The following is a 24301-nucleotide window of genomic DNA, read 5'->3' on the forward strand; positions in this document are numbered from 1 at the left end:
GAGCCCATGCGATTATCCGATCCTTTCGCTTTATCAGGAGCATGACACGTCGCGATGACACAGGCGCAAGCCATTCCGGCAACCACCGGCACCGCAACCATCATTTCCATGACTGACAATCCTGAAACCATTCACGCAGAACCCGGATCGCTGCACGCGCTGGTCCTCCAGCAGCTTGACGACGACCAGGCGCAGGACGTGATTTCGATCCCCCTCGAAGGCAAGAGCTCGATCGCCGATCACATGATCGTCGCCTCGGGCCGTTCGACCCGCCAGGTGGCCTCGATCGCCACCAAGCTGGCCGAAGTGGTCAAGAAGGCAGGCTTCGGCTCGCCCCGCGTCGAAGGCCTGCCGGCCGCTGACTGGGTGCTGATCGATGCAGGCGACGTCGTCGTCCACCTCTTCCGCCCCGAAGTGCGCAGCTTCTACAACCTCGAACGGATGTGGGGCTTCGGCGAGGATGGCGCGAAAGCGGCTGCGGGAACAGCCTGATATAGCGAAGGCGCATCCGCGCCTTCGTCCTCGGCGCTATTCCCTACGCTCCGCTTCGGGGCGTCTGCGGGCGGGCATTCGCCCGCTGGTTCGGCTCGCGCCGAACATTGGCAATTCTCTTTCGAGAGCATTGTTTTTTCCTCTTGGTCACGGCAGTCATAGGACCGAACGGGCCGCCCGCAGCGCCGCAGGCGCGAGGAAAGCCCAAGGGGCCGGATGGTCCCGCCGGCGCTTGAGGCAAAACAAGAGAATGCTCCTCCACGTTATCTCGCGCGGCAAGATCGCCCGCTCCCCGGAGGCGGAGCTGGTCGCGCGCTATGAAAAGCGCATTACCTGGCCGCTCAAGCTGACCGAGCTGCCGGAGACCGGTGGGCGCATTCCCGATCCGCAAACGCCCTATCGCACCGTGCTGCTGGATGAAAAGGGCAAGGACCTTTCCTCCGAACAACTCGCTGACATCCTTGAGAAATGGCGCGATGGCGGCATGCGTGAATGCCGTTTCGTGATTGGTGCTGCCGATGGCCATTCGCAGGAGGAGCGCGACGAGGCCGACCTGCTCATCGCCTTTGGCAAGGCGACCTGGCCGCACCTCCTCGTGCGCGCCATGTTGATGGAGCAGCTCTTCCGCGCGACATCGATCCTTGCCGGCCACCCCTATCACCGGTCAGGATAGCGGAAATGACGCGCCTCCTCCTCATCCTCTCGGCCATCGGCCTGCTCGGCGCAGCGGCGCTGGCGCAGCGCGCGCCGGTTTATGACGATGCGGGCGAGACACGCATGGCACTGGAGCAGGCGCTGGCCGAACGGACGGCGGCAGAGGCACGCAGCGAGCGGCTGGAGCAAGAGGCGCAGGAAACGCAGGATGCTGTCAAGCGTACTGCGCGGCAGGTCGCGGCGCTCGCAGCGCGCATCCAGCAGGCCGAAGCGGGCATTGCCGCCGCCGAGGCGCGCACCGCCCTGATCGAACGGGAATACGCACAGCTGCGCGAGGAACTGGGCCGCGAACAGCGCCCGATCGTGCGCCTCACCGCCGCACTCCAGCAATTCTCCCGCCGTCCGGTGGCGCTTTCGTTGCTACGGCCCGGCGATGTGCGCGAACTCGTATATCTGCGAGCCGTCATGTCCAATACAGTGCCACAGGTCGCGGCGCGCACTACCAGCCTGCGCTCGCGCATTTCCCGCTCGCGGCAGTTGCGGGCCGAGGCGGAGGAGGCCGCCCAAGCCCTGCGCAACGAGGAAGCCGCGCTGGACGAACGGCGCACCGAGCTTGCCAATATCGAGACCCGCCAGCGGCTCGCTGCACGGCAGGCGGGGAGCATCGCCAGCCGCGAGGCGGAGCGGGCGCTGGCGCTTGCCGAAGAAGCGCGCGACCTTGATGCGCTGGTGGGCGAACTCGACCGTGCGGCGGAGTTGCGCGGCAAGCTGGCCGCCTTGCCCGGGCCGACCATGCGCCCCGGAAGCGGGCGGGCAGTCAGTGCCGCGCGCGAGCCGGTGCCGCTGCCTTCGGCGAGCAGCGAGCAGAGCTCCCCCAGACCCTATATCCTTCCCGTAGCCGGGCGCACCGTGACCGGCTTCGGCGCGCCTGCGGGCAGCGGGCTGAGCCAGGGCATTACGCTCGCCCCGCTCGCCAATGCGCAGGTTGTCGCGCCGGCCGAAGGGCGCGTAGGCTTTGCCGGCCCCTATCGCGGCTTCGGCCAGATCGTGATTATCGAACATGTTGGCGGCTGGACCAGCCTGGTCACCGGACTTGCCCGCAGCGACGTGCGGGTGGGCGAGCAGCTGGTGGGCGGCGCGCCCATCGGCGTTGCCGGGCCGGGACGTCCCACGATCAGCGTGGAACTGCGGCGGCAAGGCGAACCGGTGAACCCCCTTGAACTCATGCGCTGACAGGCACTTGCCGCAGCCCGCGCACCCTTGCGAAAGCGCGCATGATCCTCATCTGGCGTTAAGGCCGGTGCTGCGATACAAGGCCACTGGGACCTGACAGGATAACTCGACTCATGAAAATCGCTCCCGCCCTTCGCGCTGCTGCCCTGTGCACCGCCGTTGCGCTGCTGCCGGCCACCACTGCCGGTTTCGCGCAGGTGGAAGGGCGCGCTTCGCCGGAATTCGCCAAGCTTTTCGCCACCTACCAGCGGATCAAGGCCAGCTATGTCGAGCCGGTGGATGACGAGACGCTGATCCGCGGCGCCATCGACGGGATGCTCGCCTCGCTCGACCCGCATAGCTCCTATATCGATGGGCAGGCGTTCGAGCGGCTGGAGACGATGATCGACGGCAATTATCAGGGCCTCGGCATCTCGATCCAGATGGAAGACGGGCTGGTCAAGGTCGTCTCCCCCTTCCGCGGTAGTCCGGCGGACAAGGCGGGTATCAAGGCTGGCGACTATATCTCGCACATCAATGGCGAGCTGATCTACGGCATGGAAATCAACGATGCGGTGGCGCAGATGCGCGGCCCCGCCGGCACCTCGATCAACATCACCATCCTGCGTCCCGGCCGGGACGAGCGGCTGGAGCTGACCGTCGAACGCGGCGTGATCGAGCTGGAGCCGGTGACCTGGTCGCTGATGGACGGCAATATCGGCCATATCAGCGTCAATGAATTCAGCCGCGACGTGGGCTCCGATGTCAATGAGGCCGTGGCCGATCTGCGCCTGCAGGCAACGGGGCCGCTCAATGGCCTGGTGCTCGACCTGCGCCGTAATCCGGGCGGTTCGCTCGATGAAGCGGTCGCTTTGTCCGACCTGTTCCTTGATGAAGGCCAGATCGTCTCCCAGCGCGGCCGTACGCGCCGCGACACGATCTATTACGAGGCGGAAACGGTCTATCGCGGCGACGTGGCCGACGGCCTGCCGATCATCGTGCTGATCGACGAGGGTTCTGCCTCGGCCAGCGAAATCGTCGCCGGCGCGCTGCAGGATCACCACCGCGCGATCGTGATGGGTGAGCGCAGCTTCGGCAAGGGCAGCGTGCAGACGCTGCTGCCGCTGACGCGCGACACGGCGCTGAAGCTCACCACCGCGCGCTATTACACGCCTTCGGGCCGCAGCGTGCAGGAAGGCGGGATCGAGCCCGATATCCGCGTGCCGCAGCTCAGCGATCCCGATGCCGAGCGGCGCCAGCGTTATGCCCTGCGTGAAAGCGATTTGCGCGGGCATCTGGTCAATGAGATTGATGCCAAAGACGAGTCGCTGGAGCGTGACCAGGTCGATGATCCGCGCTTCCTGCTCACCGCTGCCGAGCTGGAGGAGCAGGGGATCGAGGATTTCCAGTTGCAATATGCGCTCGACACGCTGCGCCGTACCACCGGCGTGACCATGGCCGCGCGCGCTACGTCCGGCCGCCGCAACTGATATTGCGGGGAGGGGCATGTCCGCATCCGACAAGCTGGCGCAAAGCCTTGCGCTGATCGTTCCCGCGGCCCTGCTCGCCGGGGCCTATATCTCGCAATATGTCTTCGGCCTGTTCCCTTGCGAGATGTGCTGGTGGCAGCGATGGCCGCATTTTGCTGCAATCGGCTTTGCGGCGCTTTCGCTCTTCACCCCGCCGAAGCGCATCTGGGTTGCGATTGCGGCGGGCGGCATCCTGACCTCTGGCCTGATCGGCTTCTTCCATGCCGGCGTCGAATACGGTTTCTGGGAAGGCGTAACCGGCTGCGCCCTGCCGGCTGCTGCGGGCGTGGACCCGCTGGAGGCGATTTTCGATCAGCCCGTGGTCCGCTGCGACCAGGCGCCGTGGTCCATGGCGGGCATTTCGCTTGCCGGGTTCAACGCAATCATTTCCATTGCCGCCGCCGTCACCATATGGGTGCTGCTGGCAAGGAAGGATAAGGCATGAGCAAGGCGGACACTGCCATCGACCGTTCCGAGATGATCCGCGTGGACCAGGCGGGCGAATTCGGCGCCACGCGCATCTATGCCGGGCAATTGGCGGTCATGGGGGATCGCGGCCCGCACTCTGCGGAAATCCGCGCCATGGCCGAACAGGAAGAGGGTCATCGGGCCGAATTCGATGCCCTGATGGCGGAACGCGGTGTCCGCCCCACCGCCCTGCAGCCGTTCTGGCACGTTGCCGGTTTTGCGCTGGGCGCGGGAACAGCGCTGATCGGCCCGGAAGCCGCCATGGCCTGCACCGCTGCGGTCGAGACCGAGATCGACGAGCATTACTCGCGCCAGCTGGACGAGCTGGAGAAGTCGGGTGACGACCCGGAACTCGCCGACATGATCCACCGTTTCCGCGAGGATGAGCGCGAGCATCGCGATGCCGCATTCGCAGCGGGCGCAGAGAAGGCGCCTGCCTATCCGCTGCTCTACGCTGCCATCCGGATGGGCTGCCGCGCGGCGATCCGCCTGTCGGAAAAGATTTGATCCCGATCACTTACGGGCTCGTCCGCTTCAGTTATGGTTCACACGCTGCAATGCCCTATAAGCAGCGACATTATTGAGGATCCGACACGATGAACCGCCTGTACGCGCTTTGCGCTTCCACCATGATTGGCGCCGCCATGGCCGCCTCCCCTGCCGCCGCGCAGGAGGAGAATAATGAGCGGGTCATGATGGTGCAGATCCCCCAGGGAGGCGAGTGCCCGACCAGCCCGGATGACGATACCATCGTCGTGTGCGAGGAGATCGAGGATCCCTATCGCATCCCCAGCGAGCTGCGCCAGAGCAACGATCCCGCGAACCGTTCGTGGAGCGATCGCGCACGCGACCTCGAAACCGTCGGCCGCTTCGGCCCCGGCTCCTGCACCAATATCGGCGGCGGGTCGGAGCTCGGCTGCTCGATCCAGGAGATCGAGGAAGCGGTGGCAGAGCGCGAGAATGCGCCCGAACGCCGCTACAGCATATTGATCGAGGAAGCACGCCGCGAGCGTCTGGAAACCATCGAAGGCGAAGCCGCGCGCACGCAGGCCCGCGTCGAGGAGCTGGAGCGCGCCTATCTCGAACGGCTGGAGGCTGAGCGCGATGCCCCGCTGCCGGGCGAGGAAGAACCGCTGCCCGAGGTGGAAGGGGTTGATGCCGACGCCGTTTCGCAGGACCCGAATTCGTTCTGATCCCGAGATTCCGGGGTAGGCGACAGTTAACGAAGGGACGGCTATGGGCTGCGGCATGCCCGGCACCAAGCGCATCCTGACGATTTTCGGCACGCGCCCCGAAGCGATCAAGCTGTTCCCGCTGCTGCATGCGCTGGAGGCGGATGGCCGCTTCGATAGCCGCATCTGCGTCTCCGGCCAGCATCGCGGCATGCTCGACCAGGTGCTGCAGATCGCCGAGATCGTGCCGCATCACGATCTCGACCTGATGCAGCCCGACCAGACGCTGGATGCGCTGACTGCGCGCCTGCTGACGGGGCTGGGCGAGATTATGGATCGCGAACAGCCCGATTGGGTGGTGGTGCAGGGCGATACCGCCACCGCCATGGCGGGCGCGATGGCGGCCTATTACCGCAAGATCCCTGTCACCCATGTCGAGGCGGGGTTGCGAAGCGGCAATATCTACCATCCCTGGCCCGAAGAGGTGAACCGCAAGGTCATCGGCTCCATCGCCGCGCTCCATTGCGCGCCGACCGTTACCGCGCGCGAGGCGCTGCTGGCGGAGAATACCGATCCCGGCACCGTGCATGTCACCGGCAATACGGTGATCGATGCATTGCAATGGATCAGTGCCCGGATCGAGGCGCAGCCCGAGCTGGCCGGCGGATTGGCCGAGCTGGAGAAGCGCTTTGCCGGCAAGCGCATCATTGGCGTCACGACGCATCGGCGCGAGAATTTCGGTGAAGGCATGCAGGCGATTGCCGCTGCCATCCGCCGCCTGGCCGCGCGGCCCGAGGTCGCGGTGATCTTCCCCGTCCACCTCAACCCCAATGTCCGCGCGGTGATGGAACAGGAACTGGCAGGCGTCGAGGACGTGGCGATGATCGAACCGCTCGACTACCCGCACTTTGCCCGCCTGCTCTCGATCGCGCACCTGATCCTCACCGATAGCGGCGGCGTGCAGGAAGAAGCACCCGCGCTGGGCAAGCCCGTGCTGGTGATGCGCGAGACGACCGAGCGGCCCGAAGGTGTGGAAGCGGGGACGGCGAAACTGGTCGGCACCGATGCCGATACGATCGTTGCCGAAGCGAACCGGCTACTCGACGACCAGCAGGCCTGGCTCGAGATGTCGCGTGCGCATAATCCATTTGGTGATGGCAAGAGCGCCGCGAGGATTTGTGATCTACTGTGCGAGCACTCCTGAGCGATAGCTGGCGCGCACGATCTTGTTCGTCCGCAGCCGGTTCAATCAGAGGAACTTCCAACGGCAGTGATTGGTAAGGGGAGGGGAATGTCTGGTTTCGACTGGTTGAGTCGTTTAAATCGGCAGTATGATTAGTCGCCTCGCCTCAAAAATCGCGTTTTTTGCGGCCGCGACGGCGCTTTTTGGCGCGTCGCCGGTGGATGCGCGAAACGCCGGAAGGAGCGAAGGATCAATCGCTCATCTTCCCGCTCTGAGTGGTGACTACTTCGCGCTGTCCTCGGAAGAAGTTGGGCGGGACTATCACATCTATGTGCGGTTGCCGGAGGGCTATGACGAGAACTCCGACTATCGATATCCGGTGGTCTACCTGCTTGATGGCGACTCTACGTTTCCTCTGCTCGCCCCGCTGCATTTGTTCATGCACTATGATGACGAGATTCCCGAAGCTATCATCGTTGGCATTGCCTATGGCGGGTTCGAACCCGGCGTGAACATGCGACACGTCGACTTTCGAATGGTGATGGATGACGGAAGTCCGGGCGGTGCACCCCAGTTCCTCTCAATGCTGGAGAATGAGCTGCTTCCGACGATCGACAGGGAGTTCAGGACCGATCCCTTGCGTCGTATCATCGTTGGTCAAAGTCGTGGGGGTAGCGCAGTGCTACAGGCGGCTTGGCTCAAGCCAGACCTCTTTTGGGGCCACGTCGCGAGTAATCCTGGAAGGGAACCAGATACCCGGTTGCTGTTCGGCATGGATCGCGATCCTCCCGAAAAAGTGCGAAGCGGGTATGTGATCGTGGCGTCAGGATCGCGAGATCGAGACTATCTACGAGGAACGGCCCTTGAGTGGCGCGACCAAATCGCCGCGAGGGACGATCTTCCATGGGATACGAGATTTATCGATATCGAGGGCGGAACACATGCTGCCGATCTTGGAACGGCCTATCGTGCGGCGCTCCGTATGCTCTTCCTCCAAGCCGAGACAGAAAGCACCGATTTGACAGATTGAGGAAAATGCCGGCCTTATCGGCCTGCTATCGGATCGTTAGCGTACAGTCTGACATCGGACGCAATCCAAGCCCAACCGAGGCCATCGTTACCCGTTCATTTACCCTCAGCCGCTAGTTCCCGCGTGAACACACGCGAAAGGCTTTGCATGCGCGGCGAGACGCTTCCCATCGTATCGGTCATCGGCCTCGGCTATATCGGCCTGCCTACTGCCGCGATTATCGCGCGTAGCGGCATGCAGGTGCATGGCGTGGACGTTTCGCAGGACGTGGTCGACACGATCAATCGCGGCGAGATCCATATCGAGGAAGTCGATCTGGACGGGCTGGTGCAGGGCGTGGTGCAGCGCGGGCTGCTGAAAGCCTCCACCGAAGTCGCGCCTGCCGATGTTTTCGTGATCGCCGTGCCCACGCCCTTCGCCAAGGACGGCAAGCATACGCCCGATATCTCCTACGTGCTCGAAGCGGCGAGGAATGTCGCGCGCGTGCTGAAGCAGGGTGACGTGATCATCCTCGAATCCACTTCGCCTGTCGGCACCACGGTGCAGATGCGCGACATGATCGCGGCCGAGCGGCCCGACCTTGCCATGCCGGGCCTGACGCACGGCACGCCCGATGTTGCCATCGCCTATTGTCCAGAGCGCGTGCTTCCCGGCCGTATCCTTGAGGAGCTGACGCATAACGATCGCTCGATCGGCGGCATCACCCCGCGTTGCGCGCGAAAGGCGCTGGCCTTTTACAAGCGCTTCGTGCGCGGCACCTGCGTCACCACCGATGCGGCGAGCGCGGAAATGACCAAGCTGGTCGAGAACGCCTATCGCGACGTCAACATCGCCTTCGCCAATGAGCTGTCGATCGTATCCGACGCCATGGGGCTGGATGTGTGGGAGGTGATCCGCCTCGCCAATCGCCATCCGCGCGTGAACATATTGACGCCGGGGCCGGGTGTGGGCGGGCACTGCATTGCGGTGGACCCGTGGTTCATCGTCAATGGCGCGCCCGAGCAGACCCCGCTGATCCGCACCGCGCGCGGTGTGAATGATGCCAAGATCCACCACGTGATCGCGCAGGCCAATGCGTTGGTGGAGGCCCATCCGCAGGCAAAGGTCGCCTGCCTTGGCCTCGCCTTCAAGGCCAATATCGACGACTTCCGCGAAAGTCCCGCGCGGCTGGTGGCGGCAACGCTCGCCCGCAAGTTCGGCGACCGCATCCATATCGTGGAGCCCTATGCCGCAAAGCTGCCGATCGAGTTCACCGATACCGGCGCGCAGCTGATCGACATCGATACGGCGCTGGAAGATTGTGACGTCATGGTTGTCCTGGTCGATCACGATATCTTCAAGTCGGTCCCGCTGGCCGAACGCGCCGCCAAGCAGGTCTATGATACGCGCGGCATCTGGCCCGACCAGCCTCGCGCCATTGCCGAACCTGCGATTGAGGACATGCGCAAGGCGGGCTAGGGCCCGACGCCATGATCGAATTCATCGCCATCCCGGCGCTGCTGGCCGGGCTCTATGCCCTCTACGCTGTAGGCTGGAACGATGCGCTGCGGCTGTTGCAGGGCACCGCCTATGCGCGGGCGAAAGTGGTCGATCATCACTCCGGCTCGGACGGTTTCGTGCCGATCTTCGCCTTCCAATATGCGGAACGCTCCTTCCAGGTGCCCGGCCCCACCGCCTTCGCGCAGCCCACGCCGGCGCTGGGCGAGAGCATGGTGCTGAGCTTTCCGGCCAAGCGGCCCGACCTTGCCCGGCCGCCGCATCCCTTTGCGCGCAGCCTGCTCTATCTCGCCTTTGCCGCGTGGCTGGCGTTCTTTTCGGACCTCTGGCTCAACTGGTGGTGAGGGTCACTCGCCCGGAAACCGCTCGAATTCGGGCAGATCGCCCACCGTCTCCATCCACTTGCGCCGTTCGGCCACTTGCACATGGGCTTGCGGTGCGAAGGCATCGGGATCGTCGAGAGTCACCGTCTGGATATCGACGATGCCGGGCAGGAAATCCTCGTTGAAGAAGAACAGCGGCGTCCCGCAGGTGCCGCAAAACTGCCGGAGCGACTTGCCGGTGCCGTTATAGGTGACGGTCTCGCCCTTGGTGACGCGGAACTTGTCGCTCTTGAAGGCGATCCAGGCCACCATCGGTGCGCCCGATCCCATCTGGCAATCGCTGCAATGGCACAGCGCGTGGTGCGAGATATCGCCCCCAGCCTCGTAACGAATTGCCCCGCAGCGGCATCCACCGGTCACCATGATACGCCTCCTATCCGACTCGACGGGAGGAACATATCACGAACACGAGGGGCTTGGAAGCGCGTCTATCCCAGCGCGATATCGGGCGCGTCTTCCTGCTTCATGCCGACCACGTGATAACCGGCATCGACATGGTGCACCTCGCCCGTCACGCCGCTCGACAGGTCGGAGAGGAAATAGAGGCCCGATCCGCCGACATCCTCGATCGTGACGTTCCGGCGCATGGGTGAATTCAGCTCATTCCACTTCAGGATGTAGCGGAAATCGCCGATGCCGCTGGCGGCCAGCGTCTTGATCGGCCCGGCGCTGATCGCGTTGACGCGGATATTGTCCGGGCCAAGGTCATTGGCGAGATATTGCACGCTGGTTTCCAGCGCCGCCTTGGCCACGCCCATCACGTTGTAATGCGGCACGACCTTCTCGGCGCCGTAGTAGGTGAGCGTGATGATGCTGCCGCCATCCGTCATCAGCTTTGCCGCGCGCTTCGATGCGGCGACCAGCGAATAGGCGGAGATGTTCATCGTCTTCAGGAAGTTGTCGAGGCTGGTGTCGACATATTTCCCGCGCAGCTCGTTCTTGTCCGAAAAGCCGATGGCGTGGACGAGGAAATCGAGCTTGCCCCAGCGCTCTTCGATCTGCGCGAAGGCGGCGTCCATCGCATCCATGTCGGACACGTCGCATTCGATCAGGAAATCGCTGCCCACCTGCGCCGCCAGCGGCCCCACGCGCTTGGCCAAGGCTTCACCCGGATAGGAGAAGGCCATTTCCGCCCCATGCTCATGCAGCTTCTTGGCGATGCCCCAGGCCAGTGACTTGTCATTGGCCAGCCCCATGATCAGGCCGCGCTTTCCCTTCATGAGCGAAGTCATGATGTTTCCTCCAGCTGCGTCGCTTTATCAGTTTTGTGATCCGAACCGTCCGCTTCCGCATCGACCGGTTCGGCCAGCGCGGCGTTGAGTTCCGCACCAGCCACCATCCCTAAGCCTACCAGCCAGAAAAAGAAAAGCGCGATCATGATCCCGGCGAGCGATCCGTAGGTAAGGTCATAGGCAAACATCAATCGCAGCACGCGCGGCATCACCACGGTGACGCCGATCCACCAGCCCGTGACCAGCAATGCGCCCGGCCATTTGGGATATCGGCTGCGGCGATAGCGCGCGGGAGTGAGCGTGTAGAAGAGCAGGTAGAGCGATCCGAACAGGCCAATGCCGGGGATGATGCGCGACAGCGACAGCTCGTTCAGCCAGCTGTTGAATTGCGGGAAATAGGCCTCGATCACCTGCTGGGCCGTGCCGATGGCGACCTGCGCGAAAAGCGAAAGGATCAGCAGCATCACGGCAGCAATGATGATGCCGGTTGAAAACAGGCGATATTGCCAGAAGGCGCGCGTCGCCTCCGTCCCATAGGCGCGGCGCAATATGTCGCGGATGGTTTCGATCAGGCTGCCCACCGTCCACAGGCCGAACAGCGCGCCGACCCATAACAGCCATCCGCTGCGCGCATCGATGACGTTCATCGCCACCGGCTCTATCACATTGGCGACGATGGGGGGCATGGCAGCCAGCACGGTTGCCACGATCGCCGCCTGATCCTGGTCGTCGGTTACCGCGCCAAGGATCGCGGCAGCGGTGATGAAGAAGGGGAAGATCGCCAGCATCGACATATAGGCTAGGTTGCCGGCATGGATCAGCCCGTCATTATAGCAACCGATGACCACGCGCTTGACCACTTCCCACGCGCGGTCGCGGTCGAGATACTTGCGGTAATAGGCAATTCCCTGGCGCCGACGCGCCTCCGGCGAAAGGTCGGTCCGCAGTGTTCCGGGCGGCGGAGCCTCGTTCATGCCGGGTGGAGCCATTGGTGAGGGACTCTAACAGCCTGTCGCGTCATGTCGAGCGCGTGCTAGCCGGTTAGAGGCCGAATGCCCCGCGAATATCGCTTTCGTCCTTCCAGCCTTTGAGGCGGGAGGCGAGGTCTTCCAGATCGTCGGGCAACTGGATTTCCAGCGCCACCAGCTGGTCCCCGCGCCCGCCGGCCTTTTTCGAAAAGCCCTTGCCCTTGAGGCGCAGGACCTTGCCCGAACCCGATCCGGCGGCGACGGTCAGCATCACCGGTCCATCGACGGTGGGGACCTTGACCTTTGCCCCGTTCACCGCCTCGTCCAGCGTGATCGGCAGTTCCAGCCGCACATCGTCGCCATCGCGCTGGAAGAAGGGATGCGGATCGATGTTGATGGTCACCGTGGCATCGCCCGCGCCGCCGGGGCCGGGCTCGCCCTTGCCCTTGAGGCGCATCTGCGTGCCCTCGTCCACGCCGGAGGGCAGTTTCAGGTCGATCGTCTTGCCATCACCCAAAGTGATCCGCTGCGCCTTCAGCGTGGCGGCATCGACGAAGGGGACTTTCAGGCGATAATTGATGTTCGCGCCGCGCTGTGGCGGGGGAGGGGAGCGACGGCCGAAGCCCGCTCCGCCCGCCCCGGCAGAGGGACGCGCGCCGCCGCGGCCGAACAGGCCCTCGAACAGGTCGGACAGGTCCACTTCCTCGCCGCCGAAACCTTCGAAATCGCGCGATGAATACTGGCGCCCGCCGCCATTGCCGCCACCGCCCATGCCGAAGGGCATGCGCGGATTGCCCTCGGCATCGATCTCGCCGCGGTCGAACTGCCCCCGCTTGTCCTTGTCGGACAGCAGGTCATAGGCCTTGGTGACGTCGGAGAACTTCTCCGCCGCCTTCGGATTGTCCTTGTTGCGGTCCGGATGCAGTTCCTTCGCCAGCTTGCGATAGGCGGACTTGATGTCCTTCTCGGTCGCGCTGCGGGATACACCCAGTGTGCTGTAAGGGTCACTCATGGTGTGTTAGCTAGGTAATGCAATGGCATGTGGCAAGGATTCGCGACATTGGGCGGCAATTGCGTATGCGCCTTTCCTACGCGCGCCATGCGCGGTAGGGCCCATCCCATGAGCATGGAGCGCCCTTTCCGCAGTCGTTTTACCGTCTTTTCCAGGCGGTGGAACAATTCGCACCAGGACAGTGTTCCATGTGTTCCATCCCCCGGGGCAAACAGGGCAGTAGCACCGTGAACGACGCCGAAAACGCGATTCCCGAAATCGACCCCTTCACCCTGTTCGAAGCCTGGTTCGCCGAAGCGCAGTCGAGCGAGCCGAACGATCCCAATGCCATGGCGCTTGCCACGGCAACGCCTGAAGGTGCGCCGTCGGTGCGCATGGTGCTGCTGAAAGGCCATGATGAGCGCGGCTTCGTGTTCTACACCAATGCCGGGAGCCGCAAGGGCCGCGAAGTGCTCGCCAATCCGCAGGCCGCGCTGCTGTTCCACTGGAAGAGCCTGCGCCGCCAGATCCGCATCGAAGGCCCGCTGGCCGAAGTGACGGCGGAAGAGGCGGATGCCTACTTCCACTCGCGCCCGCGCAAGAGCCAGATCGGCTCCGCCGCCAGCGACCAGTCGCGTCCGCTGCCCGATCGCGAGACCTATCTCGCCCGCGTCGGTACCATGGCCGGGCAGTATGAGGGCCATGTCATCCCGCGCCCGCCGCACTGGACGGGCTTCCGCCTCGACCCTGCGCGCATGGAGTTTTGGCAGGACCGGCCCAATCGCCTCCACGAACGCCGGCAGTTCGACCGCGCGGCCGATGGCGGCTGGACCAGCAGCCTGCTCTACCCATGATCGCAACCGGAGAGCAGCGCGCGCGGCTGGCCAAGAGCGCGGCCTTCGCCTCCATTGCGGTGGCGGTGCTGCTCGTCTCGCTCAAGACCTGGGCGACGTGGAGGACCGGCTCGGTCGCCATGCTGGGCAGCCTGGCGGACAGCGCGCTCGACCTCATTGCCAGCCTTGCCACGCTGATCGGCGTGTGGATCGCCGCGCGTCCGGCGGATGAGAACCACCGCTTCGGCCATGGCAAGGCGGAAGCGCTGGCGGCGATGTTCCAGGTGCTGCTGATTACCGTCTCGGCCAGCGGCATCGCCTATCGCTCGTTCAGCCAGCTGCTGGAGGGGACGCGCGTGGAGGCGGCGCCGGAGGGAATCGGCGTGTCGCTGGTCGCCATCATCGCCACTTTCGCGCTGCTCGGCTGGCAGCGCTACGTCATTGCGCGCACCTCTTCGGTCGCGATCCATGCCGACCATGTCCACTACCAGTCGGACCTCTTCCTCAACCTGGCGGTGATCGCGGCGCTGGCGCTGGACTCCTATGCCGGGATCGGCTGGGCGGACCCGGTCTTCGGCCTGCTGATCGCGCTGTGGCTGGTCTATGGCGCCTGGCGCGCCTCGCGCGAGGGGATCGAGCAGCTGATGGACCACGAATGGCCGGAGGAGAAGCGCCGGGCTTTCGTGGAGCGCGCCGCGCGCCATCCCGAACTCTCCCGCATGCACGACCTGCGCACCCGCATGGCGGGCAATCGCGACTTCGTCCAGTTCCATGTCGACCTGCCCGCCACCATGACCATCGCCCAGGCGCATGACGTGATCGAGAGGGTGGAGGCGGACCTGATGGAGGCCTTCCCCGGCACCGAGATCCTCATCCATATCGATCCCGAAGGCCATATGGACGAGCCGGGTAACCCGCTGGTCGAAGCAGACGAATTCGGCAAGCTGGAGGACAAGGAATGACCATGCAGACGATCCCCTATTGGCATGTCGACGCCTTCGCCGCGCAGCCCTTTGGCGGCAACCAGGCGGCGGTGATGATCCTCGATGAATGGCCCCCGGATGAGGTGATGGCGGCCATCGCGGCGGAGAACATGTTTGCCGAAACCGCCTTCCTGCTGCGCGATGCGAGCGGCGAGGCGGATTGGGAATTGCGCTGGTTCACACCCGAAGTGGAGATCGCTTTGTGCGGTCATGCCACGCTTGCATCGGGCCATGTGCTGCTGGGGCAGGAAGGGGCGGGCGATGCCGTGACCTTTCGCACGCGCAAGGCCGGCGTGCTCGAAGTGGCGCGCGATGGCGATGGCTATCGCATGGCGCTGCCCGCGATCCATGTGGATGGGGAGGCCGACGATGCGCTGATTGCCGGGCTGCGCGCCCGGCCGGAGGAGGCGCTCGCCGACCCGCGCGGCTATGTGATCGCGCGCTATGCCGATGAGGCAGCGTTGCGCGCGCTCGCACCCGACATGGCGCAGCTCGCCTCGCATGGCGACACGATGTTCATCGCGACCGCCCCGGGGGATACGACCGATGTGGTCAGCCGCGTCTTCGTGCCCGGCGCGGGGATTCCGGAAGACCCCGTGACCGGATCGGCCCATTCGGCGTTGACGGTGTTCTGGGCGAAGCGGCTGGGGCGGGAGAGCTTCACCGCGCACCAGGCTTCGAAAAGGGGCGGCGACATGACCTGCACGCTCGAAGGCGAGAAGGCCGTGCTCGGCGGGCACTGCGTCACCGTGGTGGAGGGACGCTTCTACCTTTCGGGATAGAGGGCGAAGATCTCCGCCAGCGCATCGACCAGCGCATCGGCCTCCTCATTGGGCGTATGGCCGAGCCTTACGACAGTCAGCCGCTGGCTGGGAGAGACGAGCAAATACTGGCCCATATGCCCCGCCGCGCCGAACAGCGTCTCCCGGCCCTGGTCGGGGAACAGCACTTCGCGATCATCGACCTCCGACTGGTGGTTGAGCCACATCTGCGCGCCGTAATCGGGCGCGCGAGGGCTGGGGCTGCGCATGAAATCGACCCAGCCGCGCGGGACCACCTGCACGCCGCCGACCACGCCGCCGGTGCGCAGCAGCTCGCCGAACTTCGCCCAGTCGCGTGCATTGGCCCAGAAGGAACTGCCCGCCACCAGCGTACCCGCCGCGTCATATTCGCCCACCAGCGATGACATGCCCACCGGACCCGCCAGCCGCGCGGCCACGAAATCGGAGACGGCTTCGACCCTGTCGCTCGGCCCGCCATCGGGGACGAGCAGCCGGGCGAGGACATCGCCGAGGATCACCGTGCTGGCGGTCGAATACTGGAAATGCTGTCCGGGCTCATGGTCGAGCGGCTGCGCCTCGGCCCAGGCGGCCATGTCGTCACGCCCGTCAAGGAACATCATCCGCACTTCGGAGCTCTCATAGCGCGGCTCGACCATTTCGGCATGGCGCAGGCCGGATCGCATTTGCAGCAAGTGCCGCAAGGTGATCTCGCCGCGCGGATCGCCGGCGCGCTGCCAGTGATCGATGGGCGGGGGATCGTCGAGCGCGAGGCGGCCGTCACCTTCCATGATGCCGACCAGCACGGCGGTAACGGTCTTCGACATCGACCAGCCGACAAAGCGCGTATTGGCGTCGTAGCCATCGGCATAACGCTCGGCGACGACCTTGCCGCCATGCATAACCACCACTGCGCGGGTTTCGCCGATACCGTCGCGCGTGAACAGGGCATCCACCGCGCGGGCGAGCGGCTCGCGCGGGACGCCCGGCTCAACCACTACGGCTTCCAGCGCGCCATCGGGCAAGGGCGGCAGGGGTGGTGGACCGTCCTGCCCGCAGCCAGCAAGTGCCAGCAGCAAGAGGATTGGCCAAAGACGGGTGCGAAGGCTAGGGAGGGCGCGGCGTGGCATAGGTCGCGCCTCATCCTTCAGACAGGGCAAATTGGCAATGGCAAAACCGGCAAATCGTGGCGCAAGCGGGGGCTGGATGAAGGCGCTGCTGGCGATCGCCGTGATCATTGGAGGCGTGGCCTGGTTCTATGGCGACGCGATGGCCGGCTATGCCCGCGCCGGCACTGCCTATGGTGCGAAAAATGGCTGTTCGTGCCGCCATATCGGCGGGCGCGACCTTGCCAGCTGCCGGGACGACAAGGTGGACGGGATGGCGGCCGTCTTCCTGACCGAGGACGAGGATGATAAGTCCGTCACCGCCACCGTGCCGCTGATCGCCAGCGAGACCGCCCGCTATCACGAAGGCTTCGGCTGCGTGCTCGATAGCTGGGAAGACTGAGCCTCAGGCGGAGGCGAAGGTTTCCTCGATCCAGCCGCCGCCGACCACACGCTCGCCTGCATAGATCACCGCCGCCTGTCCCGGCGCGACGCCGAATTCGGGGCTGGCGAAACGGATCGCGCATTCCGCGCCTCCGCCAAGCTCGCCTTCGAGTATAATGGGCACCGGCTTCGACAGCGAACGGACCTTGGCGGTCAGTTCGCCTGCCGGCAGCGGGCCGATGCGATTGGTCTCGACGATCCGCGCCGCGTTGACGGCCAGCATGCGCTTGGGGCCCACGCGCACTTCGGCACTTTCGGCGTCGAGCTCGACCACATAGACCGGCTCCGCCAGACCGCCGATCTCGAGACCCCGGCGCTGGCCGACGGTATAGTGGATGATGCCGGGATGCTGGCCCAGCACCTCGCCTGTTTCGGCATGGACGATATTGCCCGGCCTGCCGCCCTCGGGCCGCATGGCCTTCACGATCTTGGCATAGTCGCCATCGGGCACGAAGCAGATGTCTTGGCTGTCCGGCTTGGCGGCCACGGTCAGGCCGAAGCGTTCGGCCAAGCGCCGTACCTCCTGCTTGGGCAGGCCACCCAGCGGGAAGCGCAGGAAATCAAGCTGTTCCTCGGTCGTGGCATAGAGGAAGTAGGACTGGTCGCGCGCGGGATCGAGTGCGCGGTGCAGCTCAACGCCCGCTTCGCCTTCGATCCGGCGGACGTAATGGCCGGTGGCGAGGCAATCGGCGCCCAGCTCGCGCGCCATGCGCAAGAGGTCGGTGAACTTGGGTCCCATATTGCAGCGGATGCAGGGGATCGGCGTGCGCCCGGCGAGATATTCGTCGGCGAAGGTCTCGACCACTTCTTCGCGAAAGGCGGTTTCGTGATCGTAGACGTAATGGGCGATGCCCAGCCGGTCCGCCACCTGCCGCGCATCGCGAATATCGTCGCCCGCGCAGCAGGCGCCCTTGCGTCCCGTGGCCGCGCCATAATCATAGAGCTGCAGCGTGATGCCGATCACCTCGGCCCCGCTCTCAGCCGCCAGCGCGGCGACGACCGAACTGTCCACCCCGCCCGACATCGCCACCACGATGCGGCATTCGCCCGCCGGCTTCGGCAGGGCGAACAGCGCAGCGGCGTCCAGCTTTTCCTCGGTGATCGCACTATCGGTCATGCGCGCGCCCTTACACGCAAGCGCGCCCGAAGGCCAAGACTCTGCTCCCTTGCCCGCAGGCGGCTGGTTACTTCTGATTAAGGACAGTTTTACCGGTTCTTGACGGTTGGCGTTCTATGACTGCCTCATGTTCGAAGGGAATCCTCCTCCTGTGTCCAATGGACAGGACCCCGATAAGGGTCCTGCGCAAGGCCAGTCCTTGCGCGAATTGACATGGAAGGACCTTCGTATGCGACTGGAGGCGGCGCGCGATCTGCGCAACTCGCTGGTGCGTGACGATTCGGGCGGGAAAGCCAGCTTCGATTCACTATCGGCGCGGCGGATTGCCTCGCAACCGGATGGTAAAGAATCCGGTAACCTTACTGATTTAGCCAATGGCAAAGGGAGCAGCCGCAATGAGGGTTTCACACCCGATGTCGCTGCCGGTAGTGCTCCGAGGAATTAAATGATCGAGAACCAGAATATCCGCCCCGCACAGGTTATCGGCCCGCTTGGCGAGCCGCTGACGCTTGCCGACCTGCCTTCGCCCAAGACGAAGCGCTGGGTCGTGCGCCGCAAGGCCGAAGTGGTCGCTGCGGTGAATGGCGGCCTGCTGACCATCGACGAGGTGCTCGAGCGCTATAACCTGACGCTGGAGGAATTCGCCAGCTGGCAGCGTGCGGTGGACCGTTCGGGCATGCAGGGGCTGCGCGTCACGCGCATCCAGCACTATCGCGATCTTTACGAGCGCCAGCTGAAATACTGATGCGAACGCGCGCAATTGCGCGTCTTTCCAGCATAAAATTTAGACTCCCGACCCTTCCTTCGGCATGAAGGCGGGGCGCGCGCCTATGCGCGTGTCGGAACATCCTGCGTAGCGCGCCGTTTGGGAAGAAGTGCGTGGCAGGATGCCAGGCAAGCAGGAGGAAAGTTTCATGGGTTGGATTATCGCAATTATCGTTGGCGGCGTTGCCGGCTGGCTGGCCAGCAAGGTCATGAACCGCGATGCCTCGATGGGCATTTTCTGGAACGTGGTGGTCGGCTGCATCGGTTCGCTGATCGGCAACTGGCTCTCGGGCCCGCTGTTCGGCGTGCAGGGCAGCGTCCAGGAATTCTCGCTCACCGGCCTCATCATCGCGATCATTGGCGCCGTGGTGCTGCTGGGTATCGTGAACCTGGTCCAGCGCGGCCGCGTTCGCTAAGCCAAGGATGACGGCGGGTTATCGCGCCCGCAAATGACAAAAAGATACAAATTAACAAAAAGGGCCGGAAACTGCGCGTTTCCGGCCCTTTTTCGCGTCAATTGAGCAACGTCCGTCGGATCGCATGGGCCCCTGACCGAAGGTCGCGTTGCAGCGCACACAACAAGCGTATATGGGCGGTTGCGATAGAAACGGTGTGTTTCGCCCTGTGTGCAAAGCAGCATGGGCGGCCGCCGCCAGCCATCGTTTGAGGCAGTTTTCGCGTATGAATTACGAATCCCGACTGGATGTCGCACAGCCGCAGGAGGGCGAGCTCTTGCAGGACGACCTCACCGCCGAGGCAGCTGCGCGCCGCAAGCGCAAGCTGTTGATCGCGCTTGGCGTGGCGATCGCGGGTATCGTGATCGCGGCGATCCTGCTCAGCGGCGGTGAAGAAGAACAGCCCTTCGGCCCACAGGCTGACGGGACGACCCAGCGCGTTACCGTGATCAGCCCGGGACAGGGCACCTATGCCGGCATTATCAATGCCACCGGCACATTGGCCGCGCGCCGGGAAATGCCCGTGGGCGTCGTCGGCGAAGGCGGCCGCGTCGTCTCCGTGCCGGTAGAGCCGGGCGACTGGGTCCGCGCCGGGCAGGTGCTGGCCGTGATCGACCGCTCGGTGCAGTCGCAGCAGACCGCGAGTTCCGCCGCGCAGATCGATGTCGCCGTCGCCGATGCCGACCTGGCGCAGGCCAATCTCGACCGCGCCATGCAGCTGGTGGAGCGCGGCTTCGTCAGCCAGGCCGATATCGACCGGCTGACCGCCACGCGCGATGCCGCCGTCGCCCGGGTGAAAGTGGCCGAGGCACAATATGCCGAGCGGCAGGCGCGCAATGCGCAGCTCAATATCGTCGCTCCGGCAGCCGGACTGCTGCTTACCCGCGATGTCGAACCCGGTCAGGTGGTCGGCGCAGGCTCCGGCGTATTGTTCTCGATCGCCCGTGGCGGCGAGATGGAGTTGCTGGCGCAGATCGGCGAGACCGAGCTGGGCCGGATCCCCGTTGGCGCGACCGGTTCGGTCGTTCCCGTCGGCACGGAGCAGAGCTTTACCTGCCAGGTCTGGCAGAAGAGCCCGGTGATCAGCGAGCAGACGCGGCAGGGCGTGGCCCGCTGCGCGATGAGCTATGACCCGGCGTTGCGCCCCGGCGGCTTCGCCTCGATCGAGATCAATAGCGGCGCCGTTGTCGCTCCGCGCTTGCCCGAGAGCGCGATCCTGTCGGACGAGCAGGGCAGCTATGTGCTGGTCGTCAATGATCAGGACCAGGTCGAACGGCGCGACGTGCAGCTGGGCATCATCACCGATAACGGCATCGTGATCGATTCCGGCCTCGACGGCAGCGAGCGGATCGTCGCGCGCGCCGGCGGCTTCCTGACCGTGGGCGAAACGGTGCGTCCGGCCACGGCCGACGCCAGCTGAGCCCCGGCGTCATGAATTTCCGCAACCTCTCCGCCTGGTCGATCCGCAACCCGATCGTCCCCATCCTCGCCTTCATCGGATTGATGGTGGCGGGCCTGATGGCGTTCCAGCAGATGGACATCCAGGACCAGCCGGACATCGAATTCCCGGTGGTGCTGGTCAGCATCTCGCAGCCCGGCGCTGCGCCGCCCGAGGTGGAAAACCAGATCACCCAGCGCGTGGAAGCGGCGGTGCAGACGCTCGACGGGATCGAGAATATCCGCTCGACCGCGTCCGAAGGCAGCTCCTTCACCCAGATCGAATTCGCGCTCGGCACCGACATTGCCGAGGCGGTGAACGAGGTGAAGAGCGAGATCGACAATATTCGCGGCGAGCTGCCCGACGGCATCCTCGAACCGCGCGTGTTCAAGCAGCAGACCAGCTCGCAGCCCATCGTCTCCTTCGGCGTTGCGGCCGACGACATGACGATCGAGGAACTGAGCTGGTTCATCGACGACACCATCACCAAGGCGCTGCTGACCGTTGACGGCCTTGCCGAAGTCAGCCGCAGCGGCGGCGTCGATCGCGAGATCCTGGTGATCCTCGATCCCGGCAAGATGCAGGCGCTTGGCGTCACTGCCAGCCAGGTGAACAGCGCGCTGCGCCAGCTCAACTTGAATGCCGCTGGCGGGCAGGCGGAAATCGCCGGATCGCGCCAGTCGGTGCGCGTGCTGGGCAATGCCCAGAGCGCTTTCGAATTGTCGCAGACGCAGATCTCGCTCGGCGCAGGGCGCAGCGTGAAGCTGTCCGACATTGCCCGCGTGACCGATTCCTATGGCGAGATCAGCACGGTCGCAAAGGTGGACGGCAAGCCCGTGGTCACCTTCTCCATCACCCGCGCGCGCGGCGAATCCGATGTGCGCGTCTATGACGATGCGATCGAAGTGATGAAGCAGCTGGAGGAATCGAACGAGGGCGTTCACTTCACCCGCCTGTTCACCGAGGTCGATTACACCCGCGCGCAGTATGACAGCTCGATGGCCTTGCTGGTCGAAGGTGCGCTGCTGGCCGTGATCGTGGTGTTCCTGTTCCTGCGCGATTGGCGCGCGACCATCATCGCCGCGCTGGCCATCCCGCTGTCGGCCATCCCGACCTTCTATTTCATGGACCTGATGGGCTTCTCGCTCAACACGCTGTCCCTGCTGGCGCTGGGGCTGGTCGCCGGCGTGCTGGTGGACGATGCGATCGTGGAGATCGAGAACATCGTGCGCCATATGCGCATGGGCAAGAGCGCATACCAGGCATCGATCGACGCGGCGGACGAGATCGGCCTGGCGGTCGTTGCCACCACCGCCTGTATCATCGCCGTGTTCCTGCCGGTGGGCATGATGCCGGGCGTATCGGGCCAGTTCTTCAAGAATTTCGGCCTGACCGTGGTGGTCTCGGTCGCCATGTCGCTGGCCGTGGCGCGCATGATCACGCCGATGATCGCGGCCTATTTCCTCAAGTCCAAGGGCGAGGCCGCGCATGGCGAGGGCCGGGCGATGGACCTCTATATGAAGGTGCTGCGCTGGTCGCTGGATGAAAGCGCCTATCGCCGCCGCCTTGCCGAGATCGGCCGTGCGCCCTTCTCCTGGCAATATGGCTTTATCGGCACGCCGCTCTTCATCCTGATCGCCGTTGCCGCGGTGGCGGGTGCGGTCGGGGTGTTCTACCTCGTCTTCACGACGCCCGCGGTACAAGCGATCGACATGCGTTTCTGGAAGGAGCTGTTCGGTTTCCTGCCGGAGGTGCTGGCGCAGCTTCTCGCCTTCCTGTTCACGCTCACCATGATGCTGGTGACGATCGTTGCAGCGGGCGTAGGCGCCTGGCTGGCGGCTTTCGTGCTCAAGGTACCGCTGACGATCCTCTCGCGCCTCGGCGGGGAGCGGTTTTCGACCTGGTTCCTCAACCGCACGGCGCGCCTCCGTGTCCGCTTCCTCGACCATCGCATGTGGATGATGGGTCTCGGCATCGCTTCGCTGTGCCTGACCGTGATGATCGGCCAGAACGTGCCGCAGCAGTTCTTCCCGAACAATGACAGCGACTTCTCCCGCGTCTCGGTCTCTATGGTGCCCGGCACAACGCTGGAGCAGACCGAGGAAGTGGTCGACCGCGTCGCCGCACGGCTCAGCGAGGAGCAGGAAGTCGACCTCGCGCTGGGTATCGCCAATGAAGGATCGGGCCGCATCAGCCTGGTGCTGGCCGCCGATCGCCAGCGTACGAGCCAGGTGTTCGAGCGCGAGCTGACGCCGGTGTTGCAGGACATTCCCGATGCCCGGATCAACTTCAACAACCAGCAGGGCGGTGGCGGCGGTACTGGCCGCGAGATCTCGATCCTCCTGTCCGGCTCCGACCCGGAGAAGTTGAACGAGGCGGCGCAGGAACTGGTGACGCAGATGGAGACGGTCGAAGGCGCGGTCGCCCCGCGTATCGATTACGACCTTCAGCGCCCCGAACTGATTATCAAGCCGCGCGAGGATCTTGCCGCCAGCCTTGGCGTGACCACGCAGGCCCTGAGCCAGGCGATCCGCATCGCCACGCTGGGCGATATCGACCAGAACGCCGCCAAGTTCTCGCTCTCCGACCGGCAGATCCCGATCCGCGTGCGGCTGGCCGAAGGCGACCGGCGCAATGTCGCCACGATCGAGAACCTACCCGTGCCCACGGGGGTCGGCGGCTCGGTACCGCTCAGCCGGGTAGCCGATATCTCCTTCGGCATGGGACCGGCATCGATCGAGCGCTACAACCAGAACCGCCGCGTCTTCGTGGGTGTGGATGTGGGCGAAGGCATCGCGCGCGGCGATGTCTATAATGCGATCCAGAACCTGCCGATCATGCGCAACCTGCCGACCGGGGTGACCGACCAGCCGGTGGGCGCCGATGAATGGCAGCAGGACCTGATCGGCAATTTCATCACCGCCGTGATCACCGGGCTGTTCCTGGTCTTCGCCGTCCTCGTGCTGCTCTATCGCCGGCTGGTTTCGCCGCTGGTGAACATGGGCTCGCTCTTCCTCGCCCCGCTGGGCGGCCTTGCCCTGATCTGGGCGCTGGGCCAGCCGCTCTCGCTGCCGGTTTTCATCGGCGTGCTGATGTTGCTGGGCATTGTCGCCAAGAACTCTATCCTGCTGATCGATTTCGCGCTGGAGGAAATGGAGACAGGCAAGTCCAAGTTCGAAGCCATCATGGAAGCGGGCCACAAGCGGGCGCAGCCGATCGTGATGACCACGGTCGCGATGACCGCCGGCATGGTGCCGACGGCGCTGTCGCTGTCGGGCGATTCGGCGTGGCGTGCACCCATGGGTACGGTGGTGATCGGCGGGCTGCTGCTCTCCACCCTGCTGACGCTGCTGATCGTGCCTGCGGGCTTCAGCTTGGCGGACGGGCTGGAAAAGCGCCTGGGGCCGTGGATGCGCGATACGTTCCTCACCTACAAGCCGGGCGACGGGCACGGGCCCTCGGCTACATCGCCGGAGGCCACTCCCGCCGAATGACGGGGTGCCGGGCGTGACGGGGAAGCAGCCTCCAACCACCACAAACGCCGACCTGGCGCCGGAGCCGGACCGCGCG

26 protein-coding genes are annotated in these 24301 nt (G+C 64.8%); 20 read left to right on the top strand and 6 right to left on the bottom strand.

Annotated features, from left to right (window positions below; all coding sequences use genetic code 11):
• Positions 1-54: 54 nt before the first annotated feature.
• The 11 genes from rsfS to E5222_RS15875 all read left to right on the top strand — a co-directional run bounded on the left by rsfS (position 55) and on the right by E5222_RS15875 (position 9581).
• Positions 55-492: a ribosome silencing factor gene (gene rsfS, locus E5222_RS15825; protein ID WP_211196176.1), complete on the top strand. Its 438-nt coding sequence runs from the start codon at positions 55-57 to the stop codon at positions 490-492.
• Positions 493-742: 250 nt separating this feature from the next.
• The gene (locus E5222_RS15830; RefSeq protein WP_136694757.1) at positions 743-1165 is read left to right on the top strand and encodes a 23S rRNA (pseudouridine(1915)-N(3))-methyltransferase RlmH; all 423 of its coding nucleotides are present in this window, start codon (positions 743-745) and stop codon (positions 1163-1165) included.
• Between the two features lie 5 nt (positions 1166-1170).
• A complete protein-coding gene (locus E5222_RS15835) occupies positions 1171-2379 on the top strand; it encodes a murein hydrolase activator EnvC family protein (protein ID WP_136694758.1) in 1209 nt (402 codons plus the stop codon).
• A 113-nt stretch (positions 2380-2492) separates the two neighbouring features.
• Positions 2493-3848, top strand: a complete 1356-nt coding sequence (locus E5222_RS15840) for a S41 family peptidase (RefSeq protein WP_136694759.1) — start codon at positions 2493-2495, stop codon at positions 3846-3848.
• 16 nt (positions 3849-3864) lie between these two features.
• Complete coding sequence (locus E5222_RS15845; protein ID WP_136694760.1) at positions 3865-4332, top strand: disulfide bond formation protein B; 468 nt, start codon at positions 3865-3867, stop codon at positions 4330-4332.
• Complete coding sequence (locus E5222_RS15850) at positions 4329-4862, top strand: demethoxyubiquinone hydroxylase family protein (RefSeq protein WP_136694761.1); 534 nt, start codon at positions 4329-4331, stop codon at positions 4860-4862. Before E5222_RS15845 ends, E5222_RS15850 begins: the two co-directional genes overlap by 4 nt.
• Before the next feature lie 89 nt (positions 4863-4951).
• Positions 4952-5548, top strand: coding sequence for a hypothetical protein (locus tag E5222_RS15855; RefSeq protein WP_136694762.1), 597 nt, complete (start codon positions 4952-4954; stop codon positions 5546-5548).
• A gap of 55 nt (positions 5549-5603) precedes the next feature.
• The gene (gene wecB / locus E5222_RS15860; protein ID WP_136694763.1) at positions 5604-6731 is read left to right on the top strand and encodes a non-hydrolyzing UDP-N-acetylglucosamine 2-epimerase; all 1128 of its coding nucleotides are present in this window, start codon (positions 5604-5606) and stop codon (positions 6729-6731) included.
• A 127-nt stretch (positions 6732-6858) separates the two neighbouring features.
• Positions 6859-7740 (top strand): alpha/beta hydrolase, encoded by an 882-nt coding sequence (locus E5222_RS15865; RefSeq protein ID WP_136694764.1) that lies wholly within the window; start codon positions 6859-6861, stop codon positions 7738-7740.
• Between the two features lie 147 nt (positions 7741-7887).
• Positions 7888-9198: a UDP-N-acetyl-D-mannosamine dehydrogenase gene (wecC, locus tag E5222_RS15870; protein WP_136694765.1), complete on the top strand. Its 1311-nt coding sequence runs from the start codon at positions 7888-7890 to the stop codon at positions 9196-9198.
• A gap of 11 nt (positions 9199-9209) precedes the next feature.
• Positions 9210-9581, top strand: a complete 372-nt coding sequence (locus E5222_RS15875; RefSeq protein ID WP_136694766.1) for a hypothetical protein — start codon at positions 9210-9212, stop codon at positions 9579-9581.
• 3 nt (positions 9582-9584) lie between these two features.
• Here the strand turns inward: E5222_RS15875 and E5222_RS15880 are convergent, their stop codons facing one another.
• The 4 genes from E5222_RS15880 to E5222_RS15895 form a co-directional block, all read right to left on the bottom strand.
• On the bottom strand, positions 9585-9983 hold the full coding sequence (locus E5222_RS15880) for a GFA family protein (protein ID WP_136694767.1): 399 nt from the start codon (positions 9981-9983) through the stop codon (positions 9585-9587).
• Between the two features lie 65 nt (positions 9984-10048).
• The gene (gene fabI, locus E5222_RS15885; protein WP_136694768.1) at positions 10049-10852 is read right to left on the bottom strand and encodes an enoyl-ACP reductase FabI; all 804 of its coding nucleotides are present in this window, start codon (positions 10850-10852) and stop codon (positions 10049-10051) included.
• Positions 10849-11841, bottom strand: a complete 993-nt coding sequence (locus tag E5222_RS15890) for a YihY/virulence factor BrkB family protein (RefSeq protein ID WP_136694769.1) — start codon at positions 11839-11841, stop codon at positions 10849-10851. Before E5222_RS15890 ends, fabI begins: the two co-directional genes overlap by 4 nt.
• A 52-nt stretch (positions 11842-11893) precedes the next feature.
• Entirely contained in the window at positions 11894-12832 is a 939-nt protein-coding gene (locus E5222_RS15895) for a DnaJ C-terminal domain-containing protein (protein WP_136694770.1), read from the bottom strand.
• 188 nt (positions 12833-13020) lie between these two features.
• Between E5222_RS15895 and pdxH the strand changes: the two genes are divergently transcribed.
• The 3 genes from pdxH to E5222_RS15910 are packed head-to-tail and all read left to right on the top strand — an operon-like array spanning position 13021 to position 15409.
• Positions 13021-13665, top strand: coding sequence for a pyridoxamine 5'-phosphate oxidase (pdxH, locus tag E5222_RS15900; RefSeq protein ID WP_136694771.1), 645 nt, complete (start codon positions 13021-13023; stop codon positions 13663-13665).
• Positions 13662-14606, top strand: a complete 945-nt coding sequence (locus tag E5222_RS15905; RefSeq protein ID WP_136694772.1) for a cation diffusion facilitator family transporter — start codon at positions 13662-13664, stop codon at positions 14604-14606. The genes pdxH and E5222_RS15905 overlap by 4 nt, the downstream gene beginning before the upstream one ends.
• A 2-nt stretch (positions 14607-14608) precedes the next feature.
• Positions 14609-15409: a PhzF family phenazine biosynthesis protein gene (locus tag E5222_RS15910; protein ID WP_169053639.1), complete on the top strand. Its 801-nt coding sequence runs from the start codon at positions 14609-14611 to the stop codon at positions 15407-15409.
• On the opposite strand, the gene E5222_RS15915 is transcribed toward E5222_RS15910, so the two are convergent.
• Positions 15394-16485 carry a serine hydrolase domain-containing protein gene (locus E5222_RS15915; protein WP_246021833.1) on the bottom strand — a complete coding sequence of 364 codons (1092 nt, stop codon included), beginning with the start codon at positions 16483-16485 and terminating at the stop codon, positions 15394-15396. The genes E5222_RS15910 and E5222_RS15915 overlap by 16 nt on opposite strands.
• Positions 16486-16573: 88 nt before the next feature.
• On the opposite strand from E5222_RS15915, the gene E5222_RS15920 reads away from it, so the two are divergent.
• Positions 16574-16915 carry a hypothetical protein gene (locus E5222_RS15920; protein WP_246021834.1) on the top strand — a complete coding sequence of 114 codons (342 nt, stop codon included), beginning with the start codon at positions 16574-16576 and terminating at the stop codon, positions 16913-16915.
• A gap of 3 nt (positions 16916-16918) precedes the next feature.
• Here E5222_RS15920 and mnmA read toward each other — a convergent pair whose 3' ends face one another.
• Positions 16919-18073: a tRNA 2-thiouridine(34) synthase MnmA gene (gene mnmA / locus E5222_RS15925; RefSeq protein ID WP_136694775.1), complete on the bottom strand. Its 1155-nt coding sequence runs from the start codon at positions 18071-18073 to the stop codon at positions 16919-16921.
• Between the two features lie 199 nt (positions 18074-18272).
• Here mnmA and E5222_RS15930 point away from each other — a divergent pair, with 199 nt between their 5' ends.
• The 5 genes from E5222_RS15930 to E5222_RS15950 all read left to right on the top strand — a co-directional run bounded on the left by E5222_RS15930 (position 18273) and on the right by E5222_RS15950 (position 24225).
• The gene (locus tag E5222_RS15930; RefSeq protein ID WP_136694776.1) at positions 18273-18518 is read left to right on the top strand and encodes a hypothetical protein; all 246 of its coding nucleotides are present in this window, start codon (positions 18273-18275) and stop codon (positions 18516-18518) included.
• On the top strand, positions 18519-18818 hold the full coding sequence (gene sciP / locus E5222_RS15935; RefSeq protein WP_136694777.1) for a CtrA inhibitor SciP: 300 nt from the start codon (positions 18519-18521) through the stop codon (positions 18816-18818). It begins immediately after the preceding gene.
• 169 nt (positions 18819-18987) lie between these two features.
• A complete protein-coding gene (locus E5222_RS15940; RefSeq protein ID WP_136694778.1) occupies positions 18988-19254 on the top strand; it encodes a GlsB/YeaQ/YmgE family stress response membrane protein in 267 nt (88 codons plus the stop codon).
• Positions 19255-19519: 265 nt separating this feature from the next.
• The gene (locus E5222_RS15945) at positions 19520-20713 is read left to right on the top strand and encodes an efflux RND transporter periplasmic adaptor subunit (RefSeq protein ID WP_136694779.1); all 1194 of its coding nucleotides are present in this window, start codon (positions 19520-19522) and stop codon (positions 20711-20713) included.
• A gap of 11 nt (positions 20714-20724) precedes the next feature.
• Positions 20725-24225, top strand: coding sequence for an efflux RND transporter permease subunit (locus E5222_RS15950; RefSeq protein WP_136694780.1), 3501 nt, complete (start codon positions 20725-20727; stop codon positions 24223-24225).
• Positions 24226-24301 lie beyond the last annotated feature (76 nt).

Source organism: Alteraurantiacibacter aquimixticola, assembly GCF_004965515.1.
In the GTDB taxonomy this organism is placed as follows: Bacteria; Pseudomonadota; Alphaproteobacteria; order Sphingomonadales; family Sphingomonadaceae; genus Alteraurantiacibacter; species Alteraurantiacibacter aquimixticola.